Below are 20,193 nucleotides of genomic sequence, written 5' to 3' on the forward strand. Positions count from 1 at the left end.
AAGGTTGACACGAACGCAAAAAAGCCGGTCCGCGCTCGTCTCAGGACGACCGCAAACCGGATTTCTTCAATTATATGCAATTTCTTACAACTTGTAGATGTCCGTATACTTCTTCGTCAGATAATCGACCAGGTATTGCGGATCAAGCGGCTTGCCCGTAACGGCTTGCACCAGCTCGGACGGCGTACGGAGCTTGCCGTACTTATAGATGCGCTCCGCCAGCCAATCCTTGATCGGATGCAGCTCCCCTTTGCCGACCAGCGACCACATACCTTCAAGCTCCCGTTCCATCGTATCCGCGAATTGTGCGGCATACATATTGCCGAGTGAATAAGATGGGAAGTAGCCGAATGCGCCTCCCGACCAGTGTACATCCTGGAGAACGCCTTCCGCGTTGTTCGGAGGTGTAATGCCAAGATACTCCTTGTACTTGTCGTTCCAGAGCGCAGGCAGATCTGAAGCCTTCGCGCCGCCGTTGAAGATCAGCTTCTCCATCTCATAGCGGATAATTATATGAAGGTTGTAAGTCAGCTCGTCAGCCTCAATACGGATGAGCGACGGCTGGACGATATTGTTGCCGCGGTAAAATTGATCCACGGATACGTCCAGCTGTCCCGGGAACCGCTTCTGCAGTTCGCCGAAGTAGCGATCCCAGAACGGACGGCTGCGTCCAATCACATTCTCCCAGAAACGCGACTGCGATTCATGGATGCCCATCGACGTGCCCGTGCACAGCGTCGTATTCGTCAGCTCCGGCATAATGTTCTGCTCATACAGCGCATGCCCGCCTTCATGAATCGTGCCGAACAATGCGCTTGTCACATCATTCTCCAGATAGCGGGTCGTGATGCGGACGTCGCCAGGGTTCAGCCCTGTCGCGAACGGATGCGCACTTTCGTCGAGGCGTCCCGCTTCGAAGTTGTAGCCCATCTGCTTCAAAATGAACAAGCTGAATTCTTTCTGTGCAGACTTGTTGAAGGTCTGGCGCAAGAAAGACGTATCAGGCTGATGCGGAGAAGCTGCGATGGCAGCAGACAGCGGCACCAGCTGATCCCGCAAGCCGCCGAAGATGCTGTCCAGCTGGGCTACCGTCATGCCCGGCTCGTATTGATCCAGCAAGACGTCGTACCGGGTGTCCTTCACTCCCCACAGATCGATGAACTGGTTCGTATACGAGATGACTTTGTCCAGGTAAGGCTGGAAGCCGGCATAGTCGTTGTTCTCCTTCGCTTCCTCCCACTTATTCTCCGACTGCGAAGCCAGTACGACATATTCCTGGTACAGCTTCGGCGGAATTTTCACGCTGCGGTCATATTCCTTGCGCGTCTCCGTTACAAGACGGCGGTCGATCTCAGACAGCCCTTCATAGGCGCTTCTCTCCTCCAGTGCCGACAGCAGCTCGCCAAGCTCCGGCGAAGTCGACACCTTGAACATATCGGCCGACAGGATGCCAATCGACTCCGAGCGTGTGTCCATTCCCTTGCGCGGCGCCCCGGTGCGCAAATCCCAATAGAGAACGCCAAGCGCTTCCTCATAGCTTTTAATTTTATGTACGGTATCTCTGAATTGGCTCAGTGCGGTTCCATTTGCTTCCGTCATTTTTCCATTCCGCCTCTCTCGCCGGCTACCGAATCGCCCGGCATGCTTGATCTTGGAGTATTCACTCCTTATAATCATCTTAAACCTGCATGACCGGCATTCGCAACATGAGAAGGAGAGATTTTCAATGCATATTACATTTACAGAATCAGCCGCAAGCCGACTAGCCCCGCTATTAGCGGACGGTACAGCCAAGCTTAAGCTGCTGCACGATACCGAAGGCTGCGGCTGCGTCATGAGCGGTGTGCCTGCGCTTCAGCTGGTGCGCGAGGCTACAGTTGACGATAAGGAAGCGGCTGGAGACCCGTTCCCCTTCCTCTACGAGCCCAGGCATGAAGTGTTCTATGAACCGAAGTTAAAGGTTGACTTCAATCCGGCAACCCACAGCTTCTCGCTGCGCAGCGACAATCAGACTTATACGACTCAGCTGCGGCTTATTCCATTGCAGTCAATCGAAAGCTAGGAGGATATCAAGTGGGCAAAATCGAAGACATCCTGAGCTACAACGAGCAATTCGTCTCGACCAAAGCATATGAGCAATACGCAACCAGCAAATTTCCCGACAAAAGAATGGTCATCTTGACCTGCATGGACACGCGGCTTACCGAGCTACTGCCCAAATCGATGAATCTTAAAAATGGCGACGCCAAAGTGATTAAAACCGCCGGGGGCATCATCACCCAGCCATTCGGCAGCGTCATGCGCAGCGTACTCGTTGCCGTATATGAGCTTCAAGCCGATGAAGTGTTCGTCGTGGGCCATCACAATTGCGGTATGACAGGTCTGAATTCGCAAGAGATTATCCAGCATATGACCGAGCGCGGCGTGCCGGAATCCACCATCGAGACATTGAAGCATTCCGGGGTCAATCTGCTCCGCTGGCTAAGAGGCTTCGACAACGTGAGGGACAGCGTCGTGAACAGCGTCAGCATCATTCGCAATCATCCGCTTCTTCCCGCCAACATTCTGGTTCACGGCTTGATCATCGATCCCGATACAGGCGAGCTGGAGCTGATCGACAAAGGCGAATAAGCGCCTTACATTACTATACATAAAGAAGAGGGAGCAGCCGGCGGCCGCTCCCTCTTCTAATCATGCAGCGATTACGATTAAGACTGTCTATCAGCCCGTTTCTTCCATAAGGCTTCCTCTCTGGCGGCAAGAACCTCCGTACGATCCCGGCGAAGATGGCGGTGGATGATCTCTTCGTCCTTCATGGGACTAGCCGTTCCCCAAATGAGTCCCCGGATATCACAAGCTTGCCTGCACAGCTGAATCAGCTCTTCATCCCACAGCTTGAACTCGATGTCCTCGAACGAAGTACCGGACTCTACAGCCTCCCGGCGTACTTGCAGCTGAGCACGGAGCGACCGGGTATCCACACCAAGCTGCATCAGCTGCTCATCCGAAAGCTTTCGTTCTGCGCTTTCGTACATTTTGGCGGCTCCTCGCCTGTTGCCGCGCCGTTCATGATATTGTCCGACCGCAATCTGAATCAGCCCGACCCAGGTATCGCCCATGCCGTCATTCGGATGCTCCTTCCAATACTCCTCCAGCAGCTCATGGCATTCGAAATAGTCGCGCGTTGCATGAAATTCAACCAGATACGCAATATAAGCATCAGGGTATTTGCCCATAGGAGCGTCCCTCCTGTCCGTTTCCGAAAAAAATCAAAAAATATTTTATAAAAATGAAACCTTCGTTCATCTTAGCCGTATTTCAGGATGATAGCAATATATGCACATCACCAAGCAGGAGGAGAAAGATCATAATGAAAAAAGGAATTCTCGTAATGCTGGCTCTCACACTGTTCTTGAGCTTCGGTTTCGGACAAGTAGCAGACGCCAAACGCGGCGGCGGCTTCAAATCGCCAAAACAAAGCTTCACCCAAACGCCTAAGAAGACGGACAACGTCAACCAGTCCAATCCGGGCACAAAAGCGGGGGCAACTCCCGGCGCTACTGGCGGCGCTGCGAAGTCCGGCGGATTGTTCGGCGGCAGCGGCTTGATGAAAGGTCTTATGATCGGCGGTCTTGCTGGTATGCTGTTCGGCGGATTGTTCGGCGGCATGGGCGCTTTCGGCGAGATTTTGGGACTACTGATTAACGTGATGGCCATCTTCGCGGTTATTATGCTCATTCGCGTTGCCTGGGTGTACCTGCGCAACAACAAGAATAAGAACAATAATAACAACGGTACGCCTGATCAACGGAGACCTTACTAATCGTGAGAATCTACACCGATGAGATTATAAATGCAGTATGCCTGAATTACGCCGAGCGCAGAGGCGTACAGCCTAGCGAAATCGAAGTGCAGCTCTCCTGGGACGAAGAGTACGGTTACACCGCAGAGCTTTGGGTTTCCGGCCGCAGTCAATACCTGATTGAATCCAACTTGCTGGAGTCGATCGAGCAATACATGCATTCGCATTACAATCGCAGAGTTTTCCGCTCCGACATCAAGCTGGATATTGACGAGGATGCAGGCGAATTTTTTGCGGATATCGCAGATCAATAGCACCAGGGCAATGATCAAGAAGCAGCGCTTTCGAGCGCTGCTTTTTTTTGTTCCCTGCAAGCAAGCCAGTTTTTTAACGCTTCATTTGCTGCCACTATTTTCATTCTATTTTTATAGCAACTCCTCCCTCCTCTTCCGCGTCTAATAGAGTAGATTACGAGAGGAGTGTGGTACTAATACGTAACGCAAAACGAATAAGCATGGTGGTGGCGCTCATTCTGCTGCTCCAGTCGTTCCTGACGCCTGGCGCCCATATCGCTGAAGCAGCGCAAGCTACCAAGTATCGGGTCTACCAGTATGACAAGGCGCTCAAGGAATTCGCAAAGGAAGCCGATGCCATCCGGTATGCCCAAAGCTTCAACTACAGCCATGTCGAGCAGATTGCAGACCGCAAGTGGCTATGGAACAACTTCCCGAGGTACAAAGTGTACCAACGCGGTGAATCCAATACGAAGCTGGAGTTCCGTACCTATCAGGAAGCGCTGAACGCAGCGAAGTACCTGAAGGATGTACATATCCGCGATTTGCAAAATGTGGGATGGGTCTATGAAAACTATCCTAGATTCCAACTCTATCAAGGCGACAAAACATTGCCGAATTGGTCCTTCCATACGCTTGATGAAGCCAAGAAGGAAGCAGCGAAATGGGGCAACGCGCATATTATCGACCTATCCACGAACAAGTGGATCTGGGATAACCTGACCGCAGCCCAGGTGAAAGCGCAAAGCTCGGCAGCAGCCGTCTACCAGCTCGTGGTGAATGGCGAACCGGCAGCGGATGCCAAGCTGTACTCCTTCCTGAAAAACGCGGTCGCGGCTTCGGCCGATATCCCGAACAGCCAGGTTGTGAATACGGTACGGAATGAGGTTGTGCATTCCAACGTTCCGGCATTTGAGGTTAAGCAGAACGGCAAGCTCATCAAGAGCTATATCAGCCTTGACGCTGCTGTTAAATATGCCAAGACGCTAGCAAATGCGGAAGTGCTGCAGAATGGCGCAGCGCTGTGGTCGAGCTACTCGTACCTGGAAGTATTTCAGGGCGACCGGAAAATCAAGACATTCCATCAAATAGACTCGGCGCTCTCTTATGCGAAGTATTATGCCAACATCACGATACGCACGCTAGACGGACGCGCGTTATGGAATAATGTCAAGTCGCTGCAGATTCTAGGCTGGAACGGCAGCAGCGCCAGCTCCACCATTATGAATCATGTCGCCAATACACAAGGCTTGACGATTGACTCGCCGACTTGGTTCGAGCTGACAGCAGCAGACGGTACGATGAAGGATATGTCTGACCCGGCTGTAGTCAAAGCTTTGAAGGAAAAGGGCATTCTGGTCACACCGCTGCTTCATAACGGCTTCGACCGGAAGATGACGACCGAGTTCTTGAAGAACGCTGCCGCTCAGCAGAAGTTTATCGACGCGCTTGTGAAGCGTTCCGTCGAGCTTGGCGTATACGGCATCAATATCGACTTCGAGGAAGTAGCAGGCGCCGATCGGGCAGCTTACACCGCTTTCGTGAAGAAACTGACAGCTGCTGCTCATGCCAAAGGGCTGAAAGTATCGATTGATTTGCCGCGCGGCAGCGTTAGCTGGAACCATCTGACCGCTTACGATCATGCCGCTATCGGCGCCATTGTGGATACGGTCATCATTATGGCCTATGACGAGCATTGGAAGGGCAGCGACAAGCCCGGCTCCGTCGCGGGCTTGAAGTGGGTCGAGGAAGGCGTCAAGCAATACCTTGACTACGGCATTCCGCGCAGCAAGCTGATGCTGGGTATGCCGTTCTACGTCAGAGAGTGGCGGATCGCGCCCGACGGCAAGCTGGTCGACAATCGCGCCATCTTTATGAAGGAGCTGCCTAAGCTCATTGCCGATACAGGCGCCAAAGGTGAATTCGACGCGGTATCCGGGCAATGGAAGTATACGTACAGCAAAGACGGCTATACCCATGTATTCTGGGCAGAGACGCATGACACCGTACTTGCCAGAATAGCTATTGCCAAGAAATACGATCTCGCAGGCGTTGCCGCATGGCGGCTTGGCTACGAGGATGCGGAGCTCTGGACGAAAGTGCTTAGAGCCAAATAATTATAGGCAAGATGCCATAAGCAGATGCAGCAAGCAAGCCCTGAACCGGAGTGAACCGGTTCAGGGCTTGTATGCTTATCCCCTTCCCTTCCGTTTCCATAGCGGTTCGCCGTGCTCCTAACTGCATATTTCGAAGATTCACGCTTTCCGATCAAAAAAACAAGCCAAAGCACCTACAATCAGCTCTGGCTTGCGCTAGTCGTCCAACTCATGTTTTGGGTCATTTCCTAACGTTCATATAGCTTTGTCCGGCTTAGCCAGCTTGGCGATAGATAAGCTATCCACTATCGTCTTGTCATATCCGTTCTGGGCGATATGAATCATGGATAACCCGAGTTCCTTAAGCGTCGTGACATGGCGCGGCATTAGCCTGCGCAAAATGGGATACAACGCTCCCAGCAGCTTATAGTAGCCATGCGTATGAGCCAAGCCTTTCGTAGGATGAATATAGCCGGGACGATACATGTAAGTTCCTTTGAACGGAAGCTTCAACAAGGCATTCTCGGTCCTGCCCTTCACTCTCGCCCACATGCTTCTGCCGCTCTCGGAGCTGTCGGTTCCTTCTCCGGTCACGTAGCAGAATACCATCTCCGGATTTTGCTCAGAGAGGATACGGGCTACATGCAGAGTCAAATCATAGGTAACTCTCGTATAGTCGGCTTCGTTCTTGCCAACAGAAGATATACCGAGACAGTAGAAACAGGCATCATAGCTTGCAAACTCCCCTGCGCGGGGCTCCAGCTGAAGAAGATCGTCATGAACAAGCTCCTTCACTTTGGCGTGAACGACGCCGCTTGGCTTTCGGCTAAGAAGCAGAATCTCCAATACATCGGGGTGAAGGAGACATTCATGCATCACTCCTTCGCCGACCATGCCGGTTGCTCCTGTTATGATCACTTTCATCCTCGCACCGTCCTGTCCCATTGATATGAATGCTGGTTTTCATTGCGCTCTAATTTGAGTATAATCTTATCTATTCATACGCTTCAACCAAGGAGGACTTCAGGCATGGAATCAGTACGTCATCATGAAGGCAACAGCTCGTATTATGCGGTCATATTCACCAGCACGCGTACGGAGGGAGACAACGGCTACGGTCATATGGCGGACCGGATGGTTGAGCTCGCTTCCCGCCAGCCCGGATATATCGGAGTCGACAGCGTCAGAGACGCATCGGGCGACGGCATAACCGTATCCTACTGGGAAAGCCTTGAAGCCTTCCGCAACTGGAAGGCGAACGAGGCTCATCTGATCGCCCAGGAGAAGGGCAAGCTGGACTGGTATAAACATTATTCTGTCAAGATCTGCAAGGTTGAGCGGGAGTATGGCTCTGACGAACGATAGTCATGCCTATGACAACTGCAGAACCTTAGTATATGGATGTACAAAGAAACCGCACTACTTGAAAATGGCAGGTCAATCTCCATTTTCCAAGATGCGGTTTCTTTTTGCCTCCATGCTGAGAGCTATTCTGGATAAGAGATAACATGGAGGGTTCAGTCCTCCAAGCATATGTAAAAGCGTAGACTTGCCGCTTCCCGAGGTGCCTACAATGGCAACAAATGCGACTTCCTCTACTTCCATGTTCACGTCATCCAAAGCCGCCACGCTTTGGGCTCCTCTACCGTATTTGTTCGACAAGGCTATCGTCTCCAACTCGTCATAAAAGCGTTCTCCTTTATGAATCAAGATGATAGTGTAAAGGATAATTCTTACGATCTCTTGACAACAATATTCCTTGACAGGAATATTCCTTACCAGGTATATTGTAATCACAATAAGAACAAGTTAGTCCTAGAAAAGAGGTGAGTGAAGTCGGATTATGGATACGACGACATTCAGCGCACTGGCCGAGCCGAACCGCCTGCAAATTGTAGAGCTGTTAATGGATGGCCCTCTGTCCGTGGGTGATATTGCGGAGCAGCTGTCGCTTAGGCAGCCGCAAGCTTCCAAGCATCTCCGCGTATTGCTTGCGGCGGGGCTCGTCGAGGTGCAGGCAGAAGCCAATCGCAGGCATTATGGACTGCGGATGGAACCGCTTCGCGAGCTGGACGAATGGCTCGACTCCTACCGCCGGCTTTGGAACGAGCGCTACGACAATCTCGATCAATACTTGGCATTTCTGCAATCCAAACCAAAAGACAACCATTAATCAGGAGGCGTTACCCATGACAAACAAAATGATGACCAAAGTAGACGGCAATGTACTGACGATCGAGCGCGAATTCAATGCGCCGCGCAATCTAGTATTCCAGGTATACTCCGATGCGGAACACATCAAGCAATGGTGGGGGCCTCGCGGATGGGAGGTAACCGTATGCCATCTCGATTTTCGCCCGGGCGGCGTATGGCATTACTGCATGAAGTGTCTTGATCGCAATCAAGGCGACTTCTACGGTATGGAATCATGGGGCAAAGGCATCTACAGCACGATTGTGCAAGACGAGAAGATCGAATATACGGATTACTTCTCCGATGCCGAAGGCAATGTGCCTGAGGACATGCCGTCTTCAGATATTACGCTGATCTTCGAGGAGCAGGACGGACGCACGAAGCTGATCAATATTGCCCGCTATGTCTCTGCCGAAGCGCTTCAAACCGTGCTGGATATGGGTATGGAGTATGGCTTCTCCGAGACGATGGATCGTCTGGAAGAGCATCTGGACCGTATCAAAGGCTAATCGGATGAAAGAAAAGGGCAGTTCCAGACCGCTAGCGATCTGGAACTGCCCTTTGTGATGTCTCACCAACTATACCCCTTCGACAAGCTGCAAGCCATCGTTGTGGTGCCTCTGATCTCCTACTCCACATATATCGTATGAATATTCCCTTCCGGATCAGCGAAAAAAGCGGTTGTATGTCCCCATGGCATGACTGCCGGTTCCTTGACCGCCCCAGCGCCGCATGACAAGAGATGGGTATAGGCAGAGCGGACCGACTGGGGCGATTCCAGACGGAAGCACAGCTCCACCGCTTGTCCGGACTGCGGAATCACATAAGACGGATGCCCTCCGCTCTGCTCTGCCATCAGCTCTCTTGAGCTTAAAGAAAACCGCGTGCCTTCGTTTTCAAGCTCAGCATAATGCTCCGTATCGACCGCTATCGTGAAGCCTAGCGCTTCCCTGTAGAAGCGAGCCATACCCGGCACATCGCTCGTAATCAATGTAACAACCGTCAGCTGCGCCTTCATGCCGCTTCTCCCCTCGTCGGCTTCCGTGCCGAATCGGATGCGTGCAGCAGCACCACCCCACCTACAATAAGCGCAAAGCCGGACAGGGTCAGCATATTAAATGGATCTCGCCATAGAATAACGCCGATGAGCGCCGTCAATGCCGTACCTACTCCCGACCAAATGGCATAAGCCATCGACAGCGGAATGGTACGCAGGCAGATGGACAGACTGTAGAAAGCGACGCCAAAGCCAATCAGGACGCCAATGGACGGCAGCAATTCCGTAAATCCATGCGACAGCTTCAGCATGGTCGTACCGAACACTTCAAATAAGATGGATACAGATAACGCTACATACCCTTTATTCATGATGAGTCCCCCTCAGCTCATGTCCGTAGACAGCTTCATTAAGATAACGCCCGCAATAATCAATACGATGGCAAGCACCTTCTTTACATTCAGCGCTTCCTTCCATAACACGACGCCAACCACAGCAGTTAAGGCTGTGCCAACGCCGGACCATATGGCATATGCAACGCCAAGCGGCAGCTCCTTTAGCGTCTGCGACAGGAAGAAGAAGGCGGAGCCCATTCCCAGCAACACACCGAGGCTCGGCAGCCATTTCGAAAAACCTTTTGACAATTTAAGCATAGAGCTCCCGAATACCTCGCTTACAATTGCGAACATGAGCAGGATGTAAGGATTCATAGGGTCTCACCTTCTTCTGTCAGCTTCAACAGCTGCTCGATCACCGCGTCCAGCGCCGCATCGTCCAGTGGTTTGAGCTTGTACATATCGGAATAATACAGTCCGTCTATCGTGAGACGGATCAGATTAACGACAACGGGATCAAGCGCGTCCTCGCTCAGTTTTCCGAACCAATAAGCATAGTTGTTGTTCATGCTCTCGACAAAGACCGGTTCAAGCAGCGCCGCCGACATCACGCCGACGTTCAGAATGCCACCATGCTTCTTCAAGTCTTGTCTTGAGGCTTGTATATACGCTCTGCACCATTTGCCGTGCTCGCGACTGTCCTTATTCGCATAAGAATGGAACATCTCCGTGAACTGGTCAAAGATATGAACGGTTATCCCCTGCAGCAGCGCATCCTTGCTAGGAAAGTGATACAGCAAGCCGCCTTTGCTGACGCCCGCTTCCTTTGCTACCGCATCAAGCGTCAATCCGTTGAAGTCGACCGTTAAGATTAACTGCATCGCAGATTTCAAAATATGTTCGCGTTTGGAACTTGCCTTCGTGCTCATCCGAATCCCCTCCCGATTATGTACCGTCTAGACGGTTTTTCTTTTTACTATACCGTCTGGACGGTTTTGTGTCAAACAAATAATTCAGCTTCATGAACGGCTCAATAACTTATGGAAGTAGCCGCCCCTGCTTCACGAATCCGCGATACGGCTTGGACTTCCCTCCTGCTTGACCACTGTCCATGGAAGAGAGTCCGACGCCCCCGCTGCAGGTCGCGGACTTCTATTATAATTCCAGGCCTTTCATCCGCCCGGAAAACCGTGTGCCAGCTATTGGCCATATGGTAGAATAGCCTTCTGAAGGGAGTTAAACAAGATGTCAATCATACACCATAAATTAGCAGCCTATATGAAATCCTACACCGATCTGTATCCATTCAGCGGCAGAATTCTGATTGCTCTCCACAATGAGCCTGTCTATGACCAATCATTCGGCTACGCAAGCGCAGAGCATGGCATCCTCATTCAACCGGATACGAAATTCGGCATATGGTCCATCACGAAATCGTTCACCGCAATGGCGGTTGCGATGCTGGCAGAGGAAGGCCTGCTCCGCTTCGATGACCCTGTCAGCGATTATGTCCCGTCGTTCAAGACCTTTGGGCCGATGACCATTCGTCATTTATTGCAGCATCGCTCCGGGCTGCCCAACTTTACGAACATGCCGGAGTACAATGCGCACCAGAACAAATGGCCGCTGGACGTGGAGCGGACGCTGGCTCTATTGCAGGACAAGCCGCTCGATTACCCGCCTGGCGAATCGTTTGCCTACAATAATACAGGTTACTTTGTATTAGGCCTTATCATCAAGAGAGTATCTGGCATGTCCTTTGAATCCTTCGTCGCTTCGCGTATCCTGCAGCCGCTCGGCATGCATCATACAGGCGTGAACAACGGACGAAGAATCATTCCGAATATCGCATCCCCTTATTCCTCCAGCGGAAGAGAGCTTGCGCCTGCCGAGTATATCGATATGAGCACCGTTACTTCGGCCGGAGGCATGTATGCGACCGCCGCGGATTTGCTCAAGTGGGATCATGCGCTGAGCAGCAGCCGGCTGATCAGCAAGGAGCTGACGGACCAAATGTTCGATTTTACAGAAGACGGCTATGAGCTGGGCTGGTTCCTGGACAGGAAGCACGACCGGAGAAGAATCTCCCATAGCGGAGCTTATCGCGGCTTCAGGAGCGAGCTGCACCGCTATCCCGATGATGGCGTAACGGTCATCCTGCTTACCAATTACGATTTTGTCCCGTCGACGAAGCTTGCTGGCTCCCTGGCCGATCTGATGCTTGGCGAAGAGGCGATCGTGCCCGAGCAGCCTCCTCGCTATCCAATGAAGCCGGAGGAATTTGAGCTGCTGAAGGGCATCTATGAAGGCTTTGGCTGCAGAGCGGAAGTAGACTCGGATGCGGGCGGCTATTTCTTTGTATGGAACAACCGGGAAAAGCATGTGCTGTATCCGGTATCGCCGGCAGAGTTCCGGCATAGCTGGCATGATCTCTCCTATGCCTTCAAGCGGAAGGATGACGGAGTATGGTCTTTTTTGGGGATGAAGAAACGCGCCTGACCGACTGCATTGTTCGGGTCATACATTGTTCACATGTGCCCGGTTTGTCTTCGATGCAATCTTGCTATAATAAGGCCATAACATTCCGGTACGGGAGAGAACCAGCATGAACGTCACGAGCATACAGCAAGACCTCTTGGAGCATGCGACCGCCTTCATCCGCCAATGCTACGGGGAGCTTGGCAAGTCCGCGCAAGACATCAGCCTTCGTCTACATGAAGTCGAAGCGGAGATTATGCAACAAGATCATTATAAGCATACGCCTGAAGAGCTGGCGCACGGCGCCAAGATGGCATGGCGCAACAGCAACCGGTGCATCGGGCGGCTGTTCTGGGACAACCTGTCCGTCATCGACGCCCGGCATGCCGGTACGACCGATGAGATGGCTGAGGCGATCTGGCAGCATATCAGCTCCGCAACAAACGGCGGCAAGATCCGGCCATTCATTACCGTCTTCCCGGCTTCGACCGGGTTCCCGGCGCATCCCCCGCGCATCTGGAACCATCAGCTGATCCGTTATGCAGGGTATGAATCGGATGATGGCACTACGGTTGGAGACCCCGCTTCCGTCTCCTTCACCAGGCTGTGCCAGGAGCTTGGATGGCAAGGCGCCGACACACCACACGATATTCTGCCGCTTGTTCTCAGCATAGGCAACAGCGAGAAAAAATGGTATAATATACCGAAAGAGCTAACGCTCGAAGTGCCCCTCTCCCATCCCGATATACCCGCTTTCGAAGAGCTAGGGTTGAGATGGTATGCCGTACCTTTCGTGTCGGACATGCTGCTGGAGATCGGGGGCATTCATTACACAGCGGCTCCGTTTAACGGCTGGTATATGGGTACAGAGATCGGCGCCCGCAACTTGGCTGACAAGGATCGTTACAACATGCTTCCCGACGTCGCCCGGCTGATGGGGCTGGATACCTCCAGCAACGCCTCGCTCTGGAAGGACAAGGCGCTGGTGGAGTTGAATGTCGCCGTTCTCCATTCTTATAAGGCTCACGGCGTTACGATCGTTGACCATCATACCGCAGCCCAGCAATTTATGCGCTTCGAGCGCAATGAACGGGAAAGCCGCCGAGAGGTGACAGGCCGCTGGTCATGGCTTGTTCCGCCGCTCTCCCCTGCGACGACGCATATCTTCCATCAGCACTATGAGGATCACATCGTTTCACCCCAATTTTTTTATCAAAATAAGTCGTAAGGCCCTTTACGGGGCCTCCTCTTTTAGGATAAGACATGATACAAATACTAGTAAATTTACACAATTTGCAAGAAATATTCGTAATATTGAAATTAAACCTCATTAAAAATGATGAAATAGGGGGAAAATTTGATTAAAATAATAATTCCCCTCCACATTCTCCGATTATTCCCCTATACTAGACACATCTTCAACAAATCCTTAACGATCACCCGATTGACCGCTCCCAAGTCCAATCATATGATTGCAAAAGCGCTTGCAATTCCTTCGATCTGAATTTTGATTCATTCACTGCGTTTCACCTGCAACTTCAATCAACAACCAACCTTTTACCATCAACAACTTGCATCCAAGACGAACTGACGGCTTTTTCACATGCGTGTATAAGCTCTTCTTTGAGTTTATATAAAACCTCAAGAGAAAGGAGATCGCCTTATACGTTATCGGAATATTTAGGTTATTTAAGCTTCCCTAAGATTCACGGCAGTACCTGCAATGTCATCAACTAGAACCGCATAATGGTCTAATCGCTCTACTCTATCACTATTAGGAGGTTATCTACCAATGACACTGCTTCAAAACCCGCGTCAACTATTCGTAAAGGCTTTGCTCGTTAGCGGCTTCGCACTCGTTCTGGTGGCAATCATGACAATTATGGCCGACAGAGTATCCGCTCACGGCTATGTTGAATCACCAGGAAGCCGAGCTATACTTTGCAAAAACGGCGTAAATACGGACTGTGGCGCGATTGTGTACGAACCGCAAAGCTTGGAAGCGCCAAAGGGCTTCCCGGCAGCAGGTCCTGCAGATGGCAAAATCGCTAGCGCAGGCGGCGCATTCCCTAAGCTTGACGAGCAATCCAGCACACGTTGGAGCAAAGTTGCACTCTCCGGCGGACAGCAAACGTTTACATGGAAATTCACAGCTAACCATGCAACAACATCCTTCCGCTACTTCATTACAAAAGCAAACTGGAATCCAAACTCCCCGCTGACTCGTGACCAATTCGAGTCCACTCCGTTCTGTACGGTGAACTACGGCGGCGCCCAGCCTCCGATGAGCTATTCCCATACTTGTAACGTTCCAACTGACCGCTCCGGATACCATGTGATCCTGGCAGTATGGGATATCGACAATACGGTAAACGCTTTCTACAACGCGATTGACGTAAACTTGAGCGGAACGAGCAACGGCGACACAACAGCTCCTACTGCTCCGTCCAATTTAAGCGCTTCCAATGTTACTGCGACTAGCGCTACTGTATCCTGGTCCGCTTCCACTGACAACGTCGGTGTAGCCGGCTACCGGATCTTCAACGGAGCGACTCAAATCGGTTCCACGACTGGCGCGCTATCGTATAATTTGACGGGACTATCCGCCAATACGGCTTACAATATTACCGTTAGAGCATTTGATGCGGCCGGTAATGTATCCAACGCGAGCTCCATCATTACCTTCACAACTTCGAACATCTCCGGACCGGATACGGTTGCGCCTACTGCTCCAGGCGGACTTCATGTCATGGGCAGCGCAACCCAAAACTCCGTACCGCTGATGTGGAGCGCATCGACAGACAATGTCGGCGTAACTGGCTACCAAATTTTCCGCGGCACAACTCTGGTTGCTACGGTTTCCGGCTCCACGCTTGAATACCTGGTAACTGGCCTGTCCGCGAACACAGCTTATACGTTCACCGTCAAAGCAGTAGATGCTGCAGGTAACGTATCCGCTGCAAGCAACGCAGTAAGCGTAACTACGCCTTCCGCACCATCAACATTCCCGGCTTGGAGCTCGACACAAGTCTATGTTGGCGGAGACAAAGTAACGTATAACGGCGTGAACTATGAAGCAAAATGGTGGACGCTTAACAACATCCCAGGTACTCCTGCAGGCGATGTATGGAAAGTCATTCCTTAATCCTTGCTAGAGCGCAACATCTAGTTCGCTAAGCTCACAACAAGTTGGTGCCGATCCCTATCGGTATCAGCTTGTTTTTTTGTCCCCCTCTCCTTTGCCCTACAAGCGCTGGACTATAGTCCCAAAAAACCGTTTACAATTCAAAGTTGTTGCGGTATATTCTTTATAGAGAACACATGAATTCTCTATATTGTACTAGGGAGTGGATCCAGTTGAAAACCTTGAAACGGGTCATCGCATGCGCCACGCTCCTCACCTTGCTTGCATTCCCGGCATCCGCCTTCGCCTCCGGCAAGTCATCCGGCTATGATGACGATCGGAACAAAGGATTGCTAGCCTCTATCTCCTCCCTCTTCTCCTTCTTAGGGGGCTCCAACAGCAAAGACAAGAAGGAAGATACATACGACTATGACAAGCATTACAACGACAAGAAGGGCAGCAAGGGGGGCCTCTGGGACTGGCTTAACGACCGCAGCTGGTGGAATGACTTCAGTTGGTGGAAGCAGCATGAGAGCGACTCATGGAAGCTATGGGAGAAATATTATTGTTACTAAACGGCAAGGGCTGGCCCGCGACCATCGTCGCAAGCCAGCCCTTGTCCCTTTATGACCTAGTGTTATACGCCAGCTGCGGAGCCGGCAATTACTTTTTTGACATCGTACATTTTCACAGTGGTGCTAAGGATATAGCTAGGAGGCGCATCGTTACGCTTCTCGCGGTGTCCGGCAATATGGGCAGGACTCTTCTCCCAGTTTTTCCAGGCTTCCTCGGATTCCCAACGGATCATGGCGATAACTTCTTCTGATTCTTTATTTTTGCGGCTGACCATCACGGTCCGGTCGACCAAACCTGGCATCTCATCAATCGCGCCGGTGGAACCGAAGCGCTCTGCAACCTGCTCCGCATGACCTGGCTCTACAACAATTGTTCTCAATTGGATGAACATGGAATCACCTTCGTTATCGTTTTCTTTTCATCATATCGATAACGATTATCAATGTCAACATCTTATTCATAGTGCTTCATAGTGCTTCAGTCGATACCGATAGCCGCAGAACGAACATTTGAACACAATGCTGTCTTCCCCAATAACAAAGCTGAAACGGTCATCATCTTCAAGCTCGATATATTCCCGGCCATGCTCGTCCCGGTCACCCGTTGCGAATAAATTAGTCCGATTGCCGCATTCGCATTCCATATGTATCATGAATAAGCTCCTCTCTTGCGTCCCCGGATATTGGCCAGCAGCAGCGTAACCGCGATCACGGCCAACCCCGCGCTATAACCGACGAGCACATCTGATAGGTAATGAACGTGAAAATAAATACGGCTTACTCCCATCAATACGACCAGCAGAGCGAGAATGATGGCAATGACCGATTTTGCCCCTCCGCTCCATCTGCTCTCTTTTAGGAAAATAATCATAATCATACCAAACATCACCATGCCAAGCATGGCGTTGCCGCTTGGAAAGCTGGCCCCATCCGCCGTTAATTCCCATGCGGTATCGGGACGCACGCGACCGAACCCATTTTTCAGTAAAGTATTGATAAGATATCCGGCTAACACACTGCCGATCAGCATGCCGGCATACCGCCAAGCATAACGATATCCAAACCAGCCTGCTGCGATAAGTGTGATCGCGACAATGACAGCGGTTGAACCAAGCAAGGACATCCCTTTTAACAGAGTCGTAAGTCCCTCGCTCCTCCACTCCGTTAATCCATCATGTGCCCATTGGTCGAGGCTGTGACCTCCGTTATCCGGCACCGTTATGGCTGCAAAGACAAATCCGGTGATGCCGATGATCAGCATGATTAACCAAAAGTTCCGTTCCTTGCGAATAAATACCGCCTCCATGGGTAAGTTTCATTGCTTAGTTTTCCCTGCTTCGTTATAATAATCGATGATATTAAGATGTGACAAGACTAGAGTCAAGGAAGGAAAGAGAAATGATGTACATAGCAGATAAATGGACAGATTACGAAGTTATTGATACAGGAGAAGGCGATAAGCTGGAGCGTTGGGGCAATTACGTCCTTCGCCGGCCGGACCCTCAGATTATTTGGCCGATTGCAGATGAATCAGGACCTTGGAATAAAACGGATGGCTACTATCACCGGAGTTCTTCTGGCGGCGGCAAGTGGCAGATGTCGGCAACGCTGCCGGAGAGATGGACCATTACCTATGGAGAACTCTCCTTTCATATAAAGCCAACCAGTTTCAAGCATACCGGCTTGTTCCCGGAGCAAGCGGTCAATTGGAGCTGGATGATGGACAAGATCCGCAATGCTGGCCGGCCGATTCGCGTCTTGAATCTGTTCGCCTACTCCGGCGGAGCTACGGTAGCTGCAGCCAAAGCCGGCGCTGACGTATGCCATGTCGATGCTGCCAAAGGCATGGTGCAGTGGGCGAAGGAGAATGCGCAGCTGTCGGGCCTTGAATCGGCGCCGATCCGTTACATTACGGACGATGTATTCAAGTTCGTCCAGCGTGAGCAGCGCCGCGGGCGCCAATACGATGCGATCATTATGGACCCGCCTTCCTACGGACGCGGACCGAACGGCGAGACATGGAAGCTGGAGGAGAATTTGTATCCCTTCCTTCAATCCTGCACAACGATCCTGTCAGACAACCCGTTATTCCTGCTCATCAATTCGTATACGACTGGCCTGTCGCCTACCGTTCTTCATAACATGCTTCATATGACCATGAATGCCAAGTACGGAGGCACAATCAGTTGCGGCGAGATCGGATTGCCAATTACGAGATCCGCCCTTAATCTGCCATGCGGCATTCTGGGTCGCTGGGAGTCTAACTAATGCGGATCCCCGTATTATATGAAGACAATCATTTGCTTGCAGTCGTGAAGCCGCCGGGGGTGCCCTCGCAAGAGGATGAAACGGGCGATCCGGATATGCTTACGCTGCTGAAAGCGGATCTGAAGGAGCGGCATGGCAAGCCCGGCAATGTTTTTCTTGGTCTCGTTCACCGGCTGGACCGACCGGTCGGTGGAGCCATGATCTTCGCTAAGACGTCCAAAGCGGCCTCCAGGCTGTCCGAAGCGGTACGCAGCCGTACCTTCGGCAAAACCTATATGTGCGTCGCACAAGGCGTCCCAGCGTCTCCTGCAGGCACCTTAAAGCATTATCTCTGGAAGGATCAGAAGCGCAATCAGGTTTCCGTATTTGAGAAGCCTGAAGCGGATGCGAAGGAAGCGATACTGGAGTACAAGGTTGCAGCGGTTCATGAACGATTCAGCTTAATTGCCGTTAAGCTCCATACGGGCCGGTCGCATCAAATCCGCGCGCAGTTGGCCCATATTGGCTGTCCGCTTGTCGGGGATTTGAAGTATGGCGCAGCCAAGCAGCCCGGTGTTACGAATATCGGGCTTTGGTCAACCTCCGTTGCGGTTCCCCATCCCATCTCCAAGGAAGAGGTTGTCTTTCATTCCTTGCCGGAGGCGGCTGCGCCCTGGAGCTGGTGGGAGCAAGACCAACTGGCGTACGCAGCCAAACTTTATATCTAACACATCAATGGGAAGTCCAGGCTAGAGCCGGCTTCCCATTGATTATGAGAGGACGAGTATAAGCCTTATGCGACGCAAGACCGTCTTAATTCCCGTCATTCTTCTATTAAGTGTTCTATCCATCATTATTCTGTATCTGCTAGCTCAAACGATTGGTGATAAAATCGCCACTGACAAGGTAGGCAATCAAGGGCTGGTATCTGCTGCCCCTTCGGAAGCCGCAGCCACTCTCCCGCCTCCTACGGCGGAACCGACGCCGACGCCTGAGCCGGTGTTCACGGAAGCAGTCTGGGTTGGCGTCGGAGACATTATGAGCCATTCACCGCAGCTGCCTGGCGCATATGACGCCAAGCTTGGCGTGTATGATTTCAATCCGTTTTTTGCGGAAGTGAAGGACATTCTAAGCCAAGGCGACTGGATTATGGCCAATTTGGAGACGCCGATTGCCGGTGCAGACTTCGGCTATTCCGGCTATCCAACCTTTAATGCGCCATACGAGCTTGCGGAGGCGCTGAAGAACGCCGGCTTCAATCTCCTCTCCACGGCAAACAACCATTCCCTGGACAAAGGCGAGCGAGGGCTGCTGCGGACGCTTGAGCATCTGAAGGAGCTTGATCTGCAAGCGATCGGCACCGCTTTTTCGCAGGAAGAAGGCGATGCGCTAATCATCGCGGAGCAGAATGGCATCCGTATGGGGCTTCTTGCATACACCTACGGCACCAACGGCATTCCAATCCCGCAAGGCAAGCCTTATCTCGTCAACCTCATCGACGAAGAGAAAATTAAAGCAGACATTGCCCGTTTGAAACGGAACGGAGCCGACCTTGTTACAGTCGCTCTTCACTTCGGCAATGAATATCAGACCACTCCATCGGAGAGTCAGAAGACGCTGGCAAGGTCGCTCGTAGCAGCCGGCGCCGACATTATTGCCGGTTCTCATCCTCACGTGATCCAGCCCTATGAGGTAATCGAAGGCCGCGATGATAACGGCAACGAGAAACGTTCGCTCATCATCTATTCCATGGGCAACTTCATCTCCAATCAGCGGGGGGATTCCAAGGATTACGGCGTCATCTTCAAGGTCGGTGTCCGTAAAAATGTAACGGAAGATATGACCACACTGACCGAGATCGAAGCTATCCCAACTTGGGTACACCGTTACAAGCCTGACCGTTCCTTCCGCTATCGCATTCTTCCCGTGGAAGAGACGCTTGCCGCGAGAAGCGACAGCTTGCTGAAGGCAGGGGAATATGATCAAATGCAAAAGGACTTCGATATGCTCCTGCAGCGATTGGAATCTATGAAATAACAAATTGGGCCGCTTC

At 51.7% G+C, this 20,193-nt stretch carries 25 protein-coding genes and 1 pseudogene; 15 read left to right on the forward strand and 11 right to left on the reverse strand.

Going from position 1 to position 20,193, the window contains the following annotated elements; genetic code table 11:
• Positions 1 to 84: 84 nt before the first annotated feature.
• Complete coding sequence (locus tag ACFVSO_RS11685; protein ID WP_387473473.1) at positions 85 to 1,599, reverse strand: carboxypeptidase M32; 1,515 nt, start codon at positions 1,597 to 1,599, stop codon at positions 85 to 87.
• Positions 1,600 to 1,726: 127 nt separating this feature from the next.
• On the opposite strand from ACFVSO_RS11685, the gene ACFVSO_RS11690 reads away from it, so the two are divergent.
• Both ACFVSO_RS11690 and ACFVSO_RS11695 read left to right on the forward strand, forming a co-directional pair.
• On the forward strand, positions 1,727 to 2,062 hold the full coding sequence (locus tag ACFVSO_RS11690; protein ID WP_387473475.1) for an iron-sulfur cluster biosynthesis family protein: 336 nt from the start codon (positions 1,727 to 1,729) through the stop codon (positions 2,060 to 2,062).
• 11 nt (positions 2,063 to 2,073) lie between these two features.
• Positions 2,074 to 2,631 (forward strand): beta-class carbonic anhydrase, encoded by a 558-nt coding sequence (locus ACFVSO_RS11695; RefSeq protein ID WP_387473477.1) that lies wholly within the window; start codon positions 2,074 to 2,076, stop codon positions 2,629 to 2,631.
• A gap of 77 nt (positions 2,632 to 2,708) precedes the next feature.
• Here the strand turns inward: ACFVSO_RS11695 and ACFVSO_RS11700 are convergent, their stop codons facing one another.
• Entirely contained in the window at positions 2,709 to 3,236 is a 528-nt protein-coding gene (locus ACFVSO_RS11700) for a DUF309 domain-containing protein (protein WP_387473479.1), read from the reverse strand.
• Positions 3,237 to 3,370: 134 nt separating this feature from the next.
• Between ACFVSO_RS11700 and ACFVSO_RS11705 the strand changes: the two genes are divergently transcribed.
• The 3 genes from ACFVSO_RS11705 to ACFVSO_RS11715 all read left to right on the forward strand — a co-directional run bounded on the left by ACFVSO_RS11705 (position 3,371) and on the right by ACFVSO_RS11715 (position 6,212).
• Positions 3,371 to 3,823: a hypothetical protein gene (locus ACFVSO_RS11705; protein WP_387473481.1), complete on the forward strand. Its 453-nt coding sequence runs from the start codon at positions 3,371 to 3,373 to the stop codon at positions 3,821 to 3,823.
• A complete protein-coding gene (locus ACFVSO_RS11710) occupies positions 3,823 to 4,116 on the forward strand; it encodes a YxcD family protein (RefSeq protein ID WP_116044589.1) in 294 nt (97 codons plus the stop codon). The genes ACFVSO_RS11705 and ACFVSO_RS11710 overlap by 1 nt, the downstream gene beginning before the upstream one ends.
• 167 nt (positions 4,117 to 4,283) lie before the next feature.
• Positions 4,284 to 6,212, forward strand: coding sequence for a glycosyl hydrolase family 18 protein (locus ACFVSO_RS11715; RefSeq protein ID WP_387473484.1), 1,929 nt, complete (start codon positions 4,284 to 4,286; stop codon positions 6,210 to 6,212).
• A gap of 234 nt (positions 6,213 to 6,446) precedes the next feature.
• Here ACFVSO_RS11715 and ACFVSO_RS11720 read toward each other — a convergent pair whose 3' ends face one another.
• On the reverse strand, positions 6,447 to 7,115 hold the full coding sequence (locus tag ACFVSO_RS11720) for an NAD-dependent epimerase/dehydratase family protein (protein ID WP_387473487.1): 669 nt from the start codon (positions 7,113 to 7,115) through the stop codon (positions 6,447 to 6,449).
• A 105-nt stretch (positions 7,116 to 7,220) separates the two neighbouring features.
• Here ACFVSO_RS11720 and ACFVSO_RS11725 point away from each other — a divergent pair, with 105 nt between their 5' ends.
• The gene (locus tag ACFVSO_RS11725; protein ID WP_387473490.1) at positions 7,221 to 7,556 is read left to right on the forward strand and encodes an antibiotic biosynthesis monooxygenase family protein; all 336 of its coding nucleotides are present in this window, start codon (positions 7,221 to 7,223) and stop codon (positions 7,554 to 7,556) included.
• Between the two features lie 144 nt (positions 7,557 to 7,700).
• On the opposite strand, the pseudogene ACFVSO_RS11730 reads toward ACFVSO_RS11725, so the two are convergent.
• Positions 7,701 to 7,868, reverse strand: a pseudogene (locus tag ACFVSO_RS11730) (ATP-binding cassette domain-containing protein); the annotation flags it as partial.
• A gap of 166 nt (positions 7,869 to 8,034) precedes the next feature.
• Between ACFVSO_RS11730 and ACFVSO_RS11735 the strand changes: the two are divergent.
• Both ACFVSO_RS11735 and ACFVSO_RS11740 read left to right on the forward strand, forming a co-directional pair.
• On the forward strand, positions 8,035 to 8,364 hold the full coding sequence (locus ACFVSO_RS11735; protein WP_387473493.1) for an ArsR/SmtB family transcription factor: 330 nt from the start codon (positions 8,035 to 8,037) through the stop codon (positions 8,362 to 8,364).
• A 16-nt stretch (positions 8,365 to 8,380) separates the two neighbouring features.
• Positions 8,381 to 8,893 (forward strand): SRPBCC domain-containing protein, encoded by a 513-nt coding sequence (locus ACFVSO_RS11740; RefSeq protein WP_387473495.1) that lies wholly within the window; start codon positions 8,381 to 8,383, stop codon positions 8,891 to 8,893.
• A gap of 119 nt (positions 8,894 to 9,012) precedes the next feature.
• Here the strand turns inward: ACFVSO_RS11740 and ACFVSO_RS11745 are convergent, their stop codons facing one another.
• Genes ACFVSO_RS11745 through ACFVSO_RS11760 form a run of 4 tightly spaced genes read right to left on the reverse strand, consistent with a single transcriptional unit; the run spans position 9,013 to position 10,645 of the window.
• Positions 9,013 to 9,402, reverse strand: coding sequence for a VOC family protein (locus tag ACFVSO_RS11745; protein WP_387473498.1), 390 nt, complete (start codon positions 9,400 to 9,402; stop codon positions 9,013 to 9,015).
• Complete coding sequence (locus tag ACFVSO_RS11750; protein WP_387473501.1) at positions 9,399 to 9,752, reverse strand: DMT family transporter; 354 nt, start codon at positions 9,750 to 9,752, stop codon at positions 9,399 to 9,401. Before ACFVSO_RS11750 ends, ACFVSO_RS11745 begins: the two co-directional genes overlap by 4 nt.
• 12 nt (positions 9,753 to 9,764) lie before the next feature.
• Positions 9,765 to 10,091, reverse strand: coding sequence for a DMT family transporter (locus ACFVSO_RS11755; protein WP_387473503.1), 327 nt, complete (start codon positions 10,089 to 10,091; stop codon positions 9,765 to 9,767).
• On the reverse strand, positions 10,088 to 10,645 hold the full coding sequence (locus ACFVSO_RS11760; protein ID WP_387473506.1) for a TetR/AcrR family transcriptional regulator: 558 nt from the start codon (positions 10,643 to 10,645) through the stop codon (positions 10,088 to 10,090). Before ACFVSO_RS11760 ends, ACFVSO_RS11755 begins: the two co-directional genes overlap by 4 nt.
• Positions 10,646 to 10,961: 316 nt before the next feature.
• Between ACFVSO_RS11760 and ACFVSO_RS11765 the strand changes: the two genes are divergently transcribed.
• The 4 genes from ACFVSO_RS11765 (at position 10,962) to ACFVSO_RS11780 (ending at position 15,893) form a co-directional block, all read left to right on the forward strand.
• Positions 10,962 to 12,215: a serine hydrolase domain-containing protein gene (locus tag ACFVSO_RS11765; protein WP_387473508.1), complete on the forward strand. Its 1,254-nt coding sequence runs from the start codon at positions 10,962 to 10,964 to the stop codon at positions 12,213 to 12,215.
• Positions 12,216 to 12,321: 106 nt separating this feature from the next.
• Entirely contained in the window at positions 12,322 to 13,422 is a 1,101-nt protein-coding gene (locus ACFVSO_RS11770; RefSeq protein WP_387473511.1) for a nitric oxide synthase oxygenase, read from the forward strand.
• 564 nt (positions 13,423 to 13,986) lie between these two features.
• The gene (locus ACFVSO_RS11775) at positions 13,987 to 15,339 is read left to right on the forward strand and encodes a lytic polysaccharide monooxygenase (protein ID WP_387473513.1); all 1,353 of its coding nucleotides are present in this window, start codon (positions 13,987 to 13,989) and stop codon (positions 15,337 to 15,339) included.
• A gap of 212 nt (positions 15,340 to 15,551) precedes the next feature.
• On the forward strand, positions 15,552 to 15,893 hold the full coding sequence (locus ACFVSO_RS11780; RefSeq protein ID WP_387473515.1) for a hypothetical protein: 342 nt from the start codon (positions 15,552 to 15,554) through the stop codon (positions 15,891 to 15,893).
• Between the two features lie 62 nt (positions 15,894 to 15,955).
• Here the strand turns inward: ACFVSO_RS11780 and ACFVSO_RS11785 are convergent, their stop codons facing one another.
• The 3 genes from ACFVSO_RS11785 to ACFVSO_RS11795 form a co-directional block, all read right to left on the reverse strand.
• Positions 15,956 to 16,285, reverse strand: coding sequence for an antibiotic biosynthesis monooxygenase (locus tag ACFVSO_RS11785; RefSeq protein WP_387473518.1), 330 nt, complete (start codon positions 16,283 to 16,285; stop codon positions 15,956 to 15,958).
• A 66-nt stretch (positions 16,286 to 16,351) separates the two neighbouring features.
• On the reverse strand, positions 16,352 to 16,546 hold the full coding sequence (locus ACFVSO_RS11790) for a hypothetical protein (RefSeq protein ID WP_387473520.1): 195 nt from the start codon (positions 16,544 to 16,546) through the stop codon (positions 16,352 to 16,354).
• The gene (locus tag ACFVSO_RS11795; RefSeq protein WP_387473523.1) at positions 16,543 to 17,199 is read right to left on the reverse strand and encodes a phosphatase PAP2 family protein; all 657 of its coding nucleotides are present in this window, start codon (positions 17,197 to 17,199) and stop codon (positions 16,543 to 16,545) included. Before ACFVSO_RS11795 ends, ACFVSO_RS11790 begins: the two co-directional genes overlap by 4 nt.
• Positions 17,200 to 17,294: 95 nt before the next feature.
• Here ACFVSO_RS11795 and ACFVSO_RS11800 point away from each other — a divergent pair, with 95 nt between their 5' ends.
• The 3 genes from ACFVSO_RS11800 (at position 17,295) to ACFVSO_RS11810 (ending at position 20,177) form a co-directional block, all read left to right on the forward strand.
• Complete coding sequence (locus ACFVSO_RS11800) at positions 17,295 to 18,161, forward strand: class I SAM-dependent methyltransferase (protein ID WP_387474268.1); 867 nt, start codon at positions 17,295 to 17,297, stop codon at positions 18,159 to 18,161.
• Entirely contained in the window at positions 18,161 to 18,868 is a 708-nt protein-coding gene (locus tag ACFVSO_RS11805; protein ID WP_387473525.1) for an RluA family pseudouridine synthase, read from the forward strand. The genes ACFVSO_RS11800 and ACFVSO_RS11805 overlap by 1 nt, the downstream gene beginning before the upstream one ends.
• A 67-nt stretch (positions 18,869 to 18,935) precedes the next feature.
• Complete coding sequence (locus tag ACFVSO_RS11810; RefSeq protein ID WP_387473528.1) at positions 18,936 to 20,177, forward strand: CapA family protein; 1,242 nt, start codon at positions 18,936 to 18,938, stop codon at positions 20,175 to 20,177.
• The last annotated feature ends 16 nt before the right edge of the window (positions 20,178 to 20,193 follow it).

The sequence above is a fragment of the Paenibacillus sp. NPDC057967 genome (genome assembly GCF_042887015.1).
GTDB lineage: Bacteria > Bacillota > Bacilli > Paenibacillales > Paenibacillaceae > Pristimantibacillus.

What these genes read in the sequence shown, in the direction of transcription:
- ACFVSO_RS11770 (WP_387473511.1), top strand. Translation starts at nt 12,322, where the DNA reads ATGAACGTCACGAGCATACAGCAAGACCTCTTGGAGCATGCGACCGCC.
- ACFVSO_RS11750 (WP_387473501.1), bottom strand. Translation starts at nt 9,752, where the DNA reads ATGAATAAAGGGTATGTAGCGTTATCTGTATCCATCTTATTTGAAGTG.
- ACFVSO_RS11790 (WP_387473520.1), bottom strand. Translation starts at nt 16,546, where the DNA reads ATGATACATATGGAATGCGAATGCGGCAATCGGACTAATTTATTCGCA.
- ACFVSO_RS11755 (WP_387473503.1), bottom strand. Translation starts at nt 10,091, where the DNA reads ATGAATCCTTACATCCTGCTCATGTTCGCAATTGTAAGCGAGGTATTC.
- ACFVSO_RS11725 (WP_387473490.1), top strand. Translation starts at nt 7,221, where the DNA reads ATGGAATCAGTACGTCATCATGAAGGCAACAGCTCGTATTATGCGGTC.
- ACFVSO_RS11700 (WP_387473479.1), bottom strand. Translation starts at nt 3,236, where the DNA reads ATGGGCAAATACCCTGATGCTTATATTGCGTATCTGGTTGAATTTCAT.
- ACFVSO_RS11720 (WP_387473487.1), bottom strand. Translation starts at nt 7,115, where the DNA reads ATGAAAGTGATCATAACAGGAGCAACCGGCATGGTCGGCGAAGGAGTG.
- ACFVSO_RS11690 (WP_387473475.1), top strand. Translation starts at nt 1,727, where the DNA reads ATGCATATTACATTTACAGAATCAGCCGCAAGCCGACTAGCCCCGCTA.
- ACFVSO_RS11800 (WP_387474268.1), top strand. Translation starts at nt 17,295, where the DNA reads ATGTACATAGCAGATAAATGGACAGATTACGAAGTTATTGATACAGGA.
- ACFVSO_RS11795 (WP_387473523.1), bottom strand. Translation starts at nt 17,199, where the DNA reads ATGGAGGCGGTATTTATTCGCAAGGAACGGAACTTTTGGTTAATCATG.
- ACFVSO_RS11810 (WP_387473528.1), top strand. Translation starts at nt 18,936, where the DNA reads ATGCGACGCAAGACCGTCTTAATTCCCGTCATTCTTCTATTAAGTGTT.
- ACFVSO_RS11805 (WP_387473525.1), top strand. Translation starts at nt 18,161, where the DNA reads ATGCGGATCCCCGTATTATATGAAGACAATCATTTGCTTGCAGTCGTG.
- ACFVSO_RS11735 (WP_387473493.1), top strand. Translation starts at nt 8,035, where the DNA reads ATGGATACGACGACATTCAGCGCACTGGCCGAGCCGAACCGCCTGCAA.
- ACFVSO_RS11685 (WP_387473473.1), bottom strand. Translation starts at nt 1,599, where the DNA reads ATGACGGAAGCAAATGGAACCGCACTGAGCCAATTCAGAGATACCGTA.
- ACFVSO_RS11785 (WP_387473518.1), bottom strand. Translation starts at nt 16,285, where the DNA reads ATGTTCATCCAATTGAGAACAATTGTTGTAGAGCCAGGTCATGCGGAG.
- ACFVSO_RS11705 (WP_387473481.1), top strand. Translation starts at nt 3,371, where the DNA reads ATGAAAAAAGGAATTCTCGTAATGCTGGCTCTCACACTGTTCTTGAGC.
- ACFVSO_RS11740 (WP_387473495.1), top strand. Translation starts at nt 8,381, where the DNA reads ATGACAAACAAAATGATGACCAAAGTAGACGGCAATGTACTGACGATC.
- ACFVSO_RS11760 (WP_387473506.1), bottom strand. Translation starts at nt 10,645, where the DNA reads ATGAGCACGAAGGCAAGTTCCAAACGCGAACATATTTTGAAATCTGCG.
- ACFVSO_RS11745 (WP_387473498.1), bottom strand. Translation starts at nt 9,402, where the DNA reads ATGAAGGCGCAGCTGACGGTTGTTACATTGATTACGAGCGATGTGCCG.
- ACFVSO_RS11775 (WP_387473513.1), top strand. Translation starts at nt 13,987, where the DNA reads ATGACACTGCTTCAAAACCCGCGTCAACTATTCGTAAAGGCTTTGCTC.
- ACFVSO_RS11765 (WP_387473508.1), top strand. Translation starts at nt 10,962, where the DNA reads ATGTCAATCATACACCATAAATTAGCAGCCTATATGAAATCCTACACC.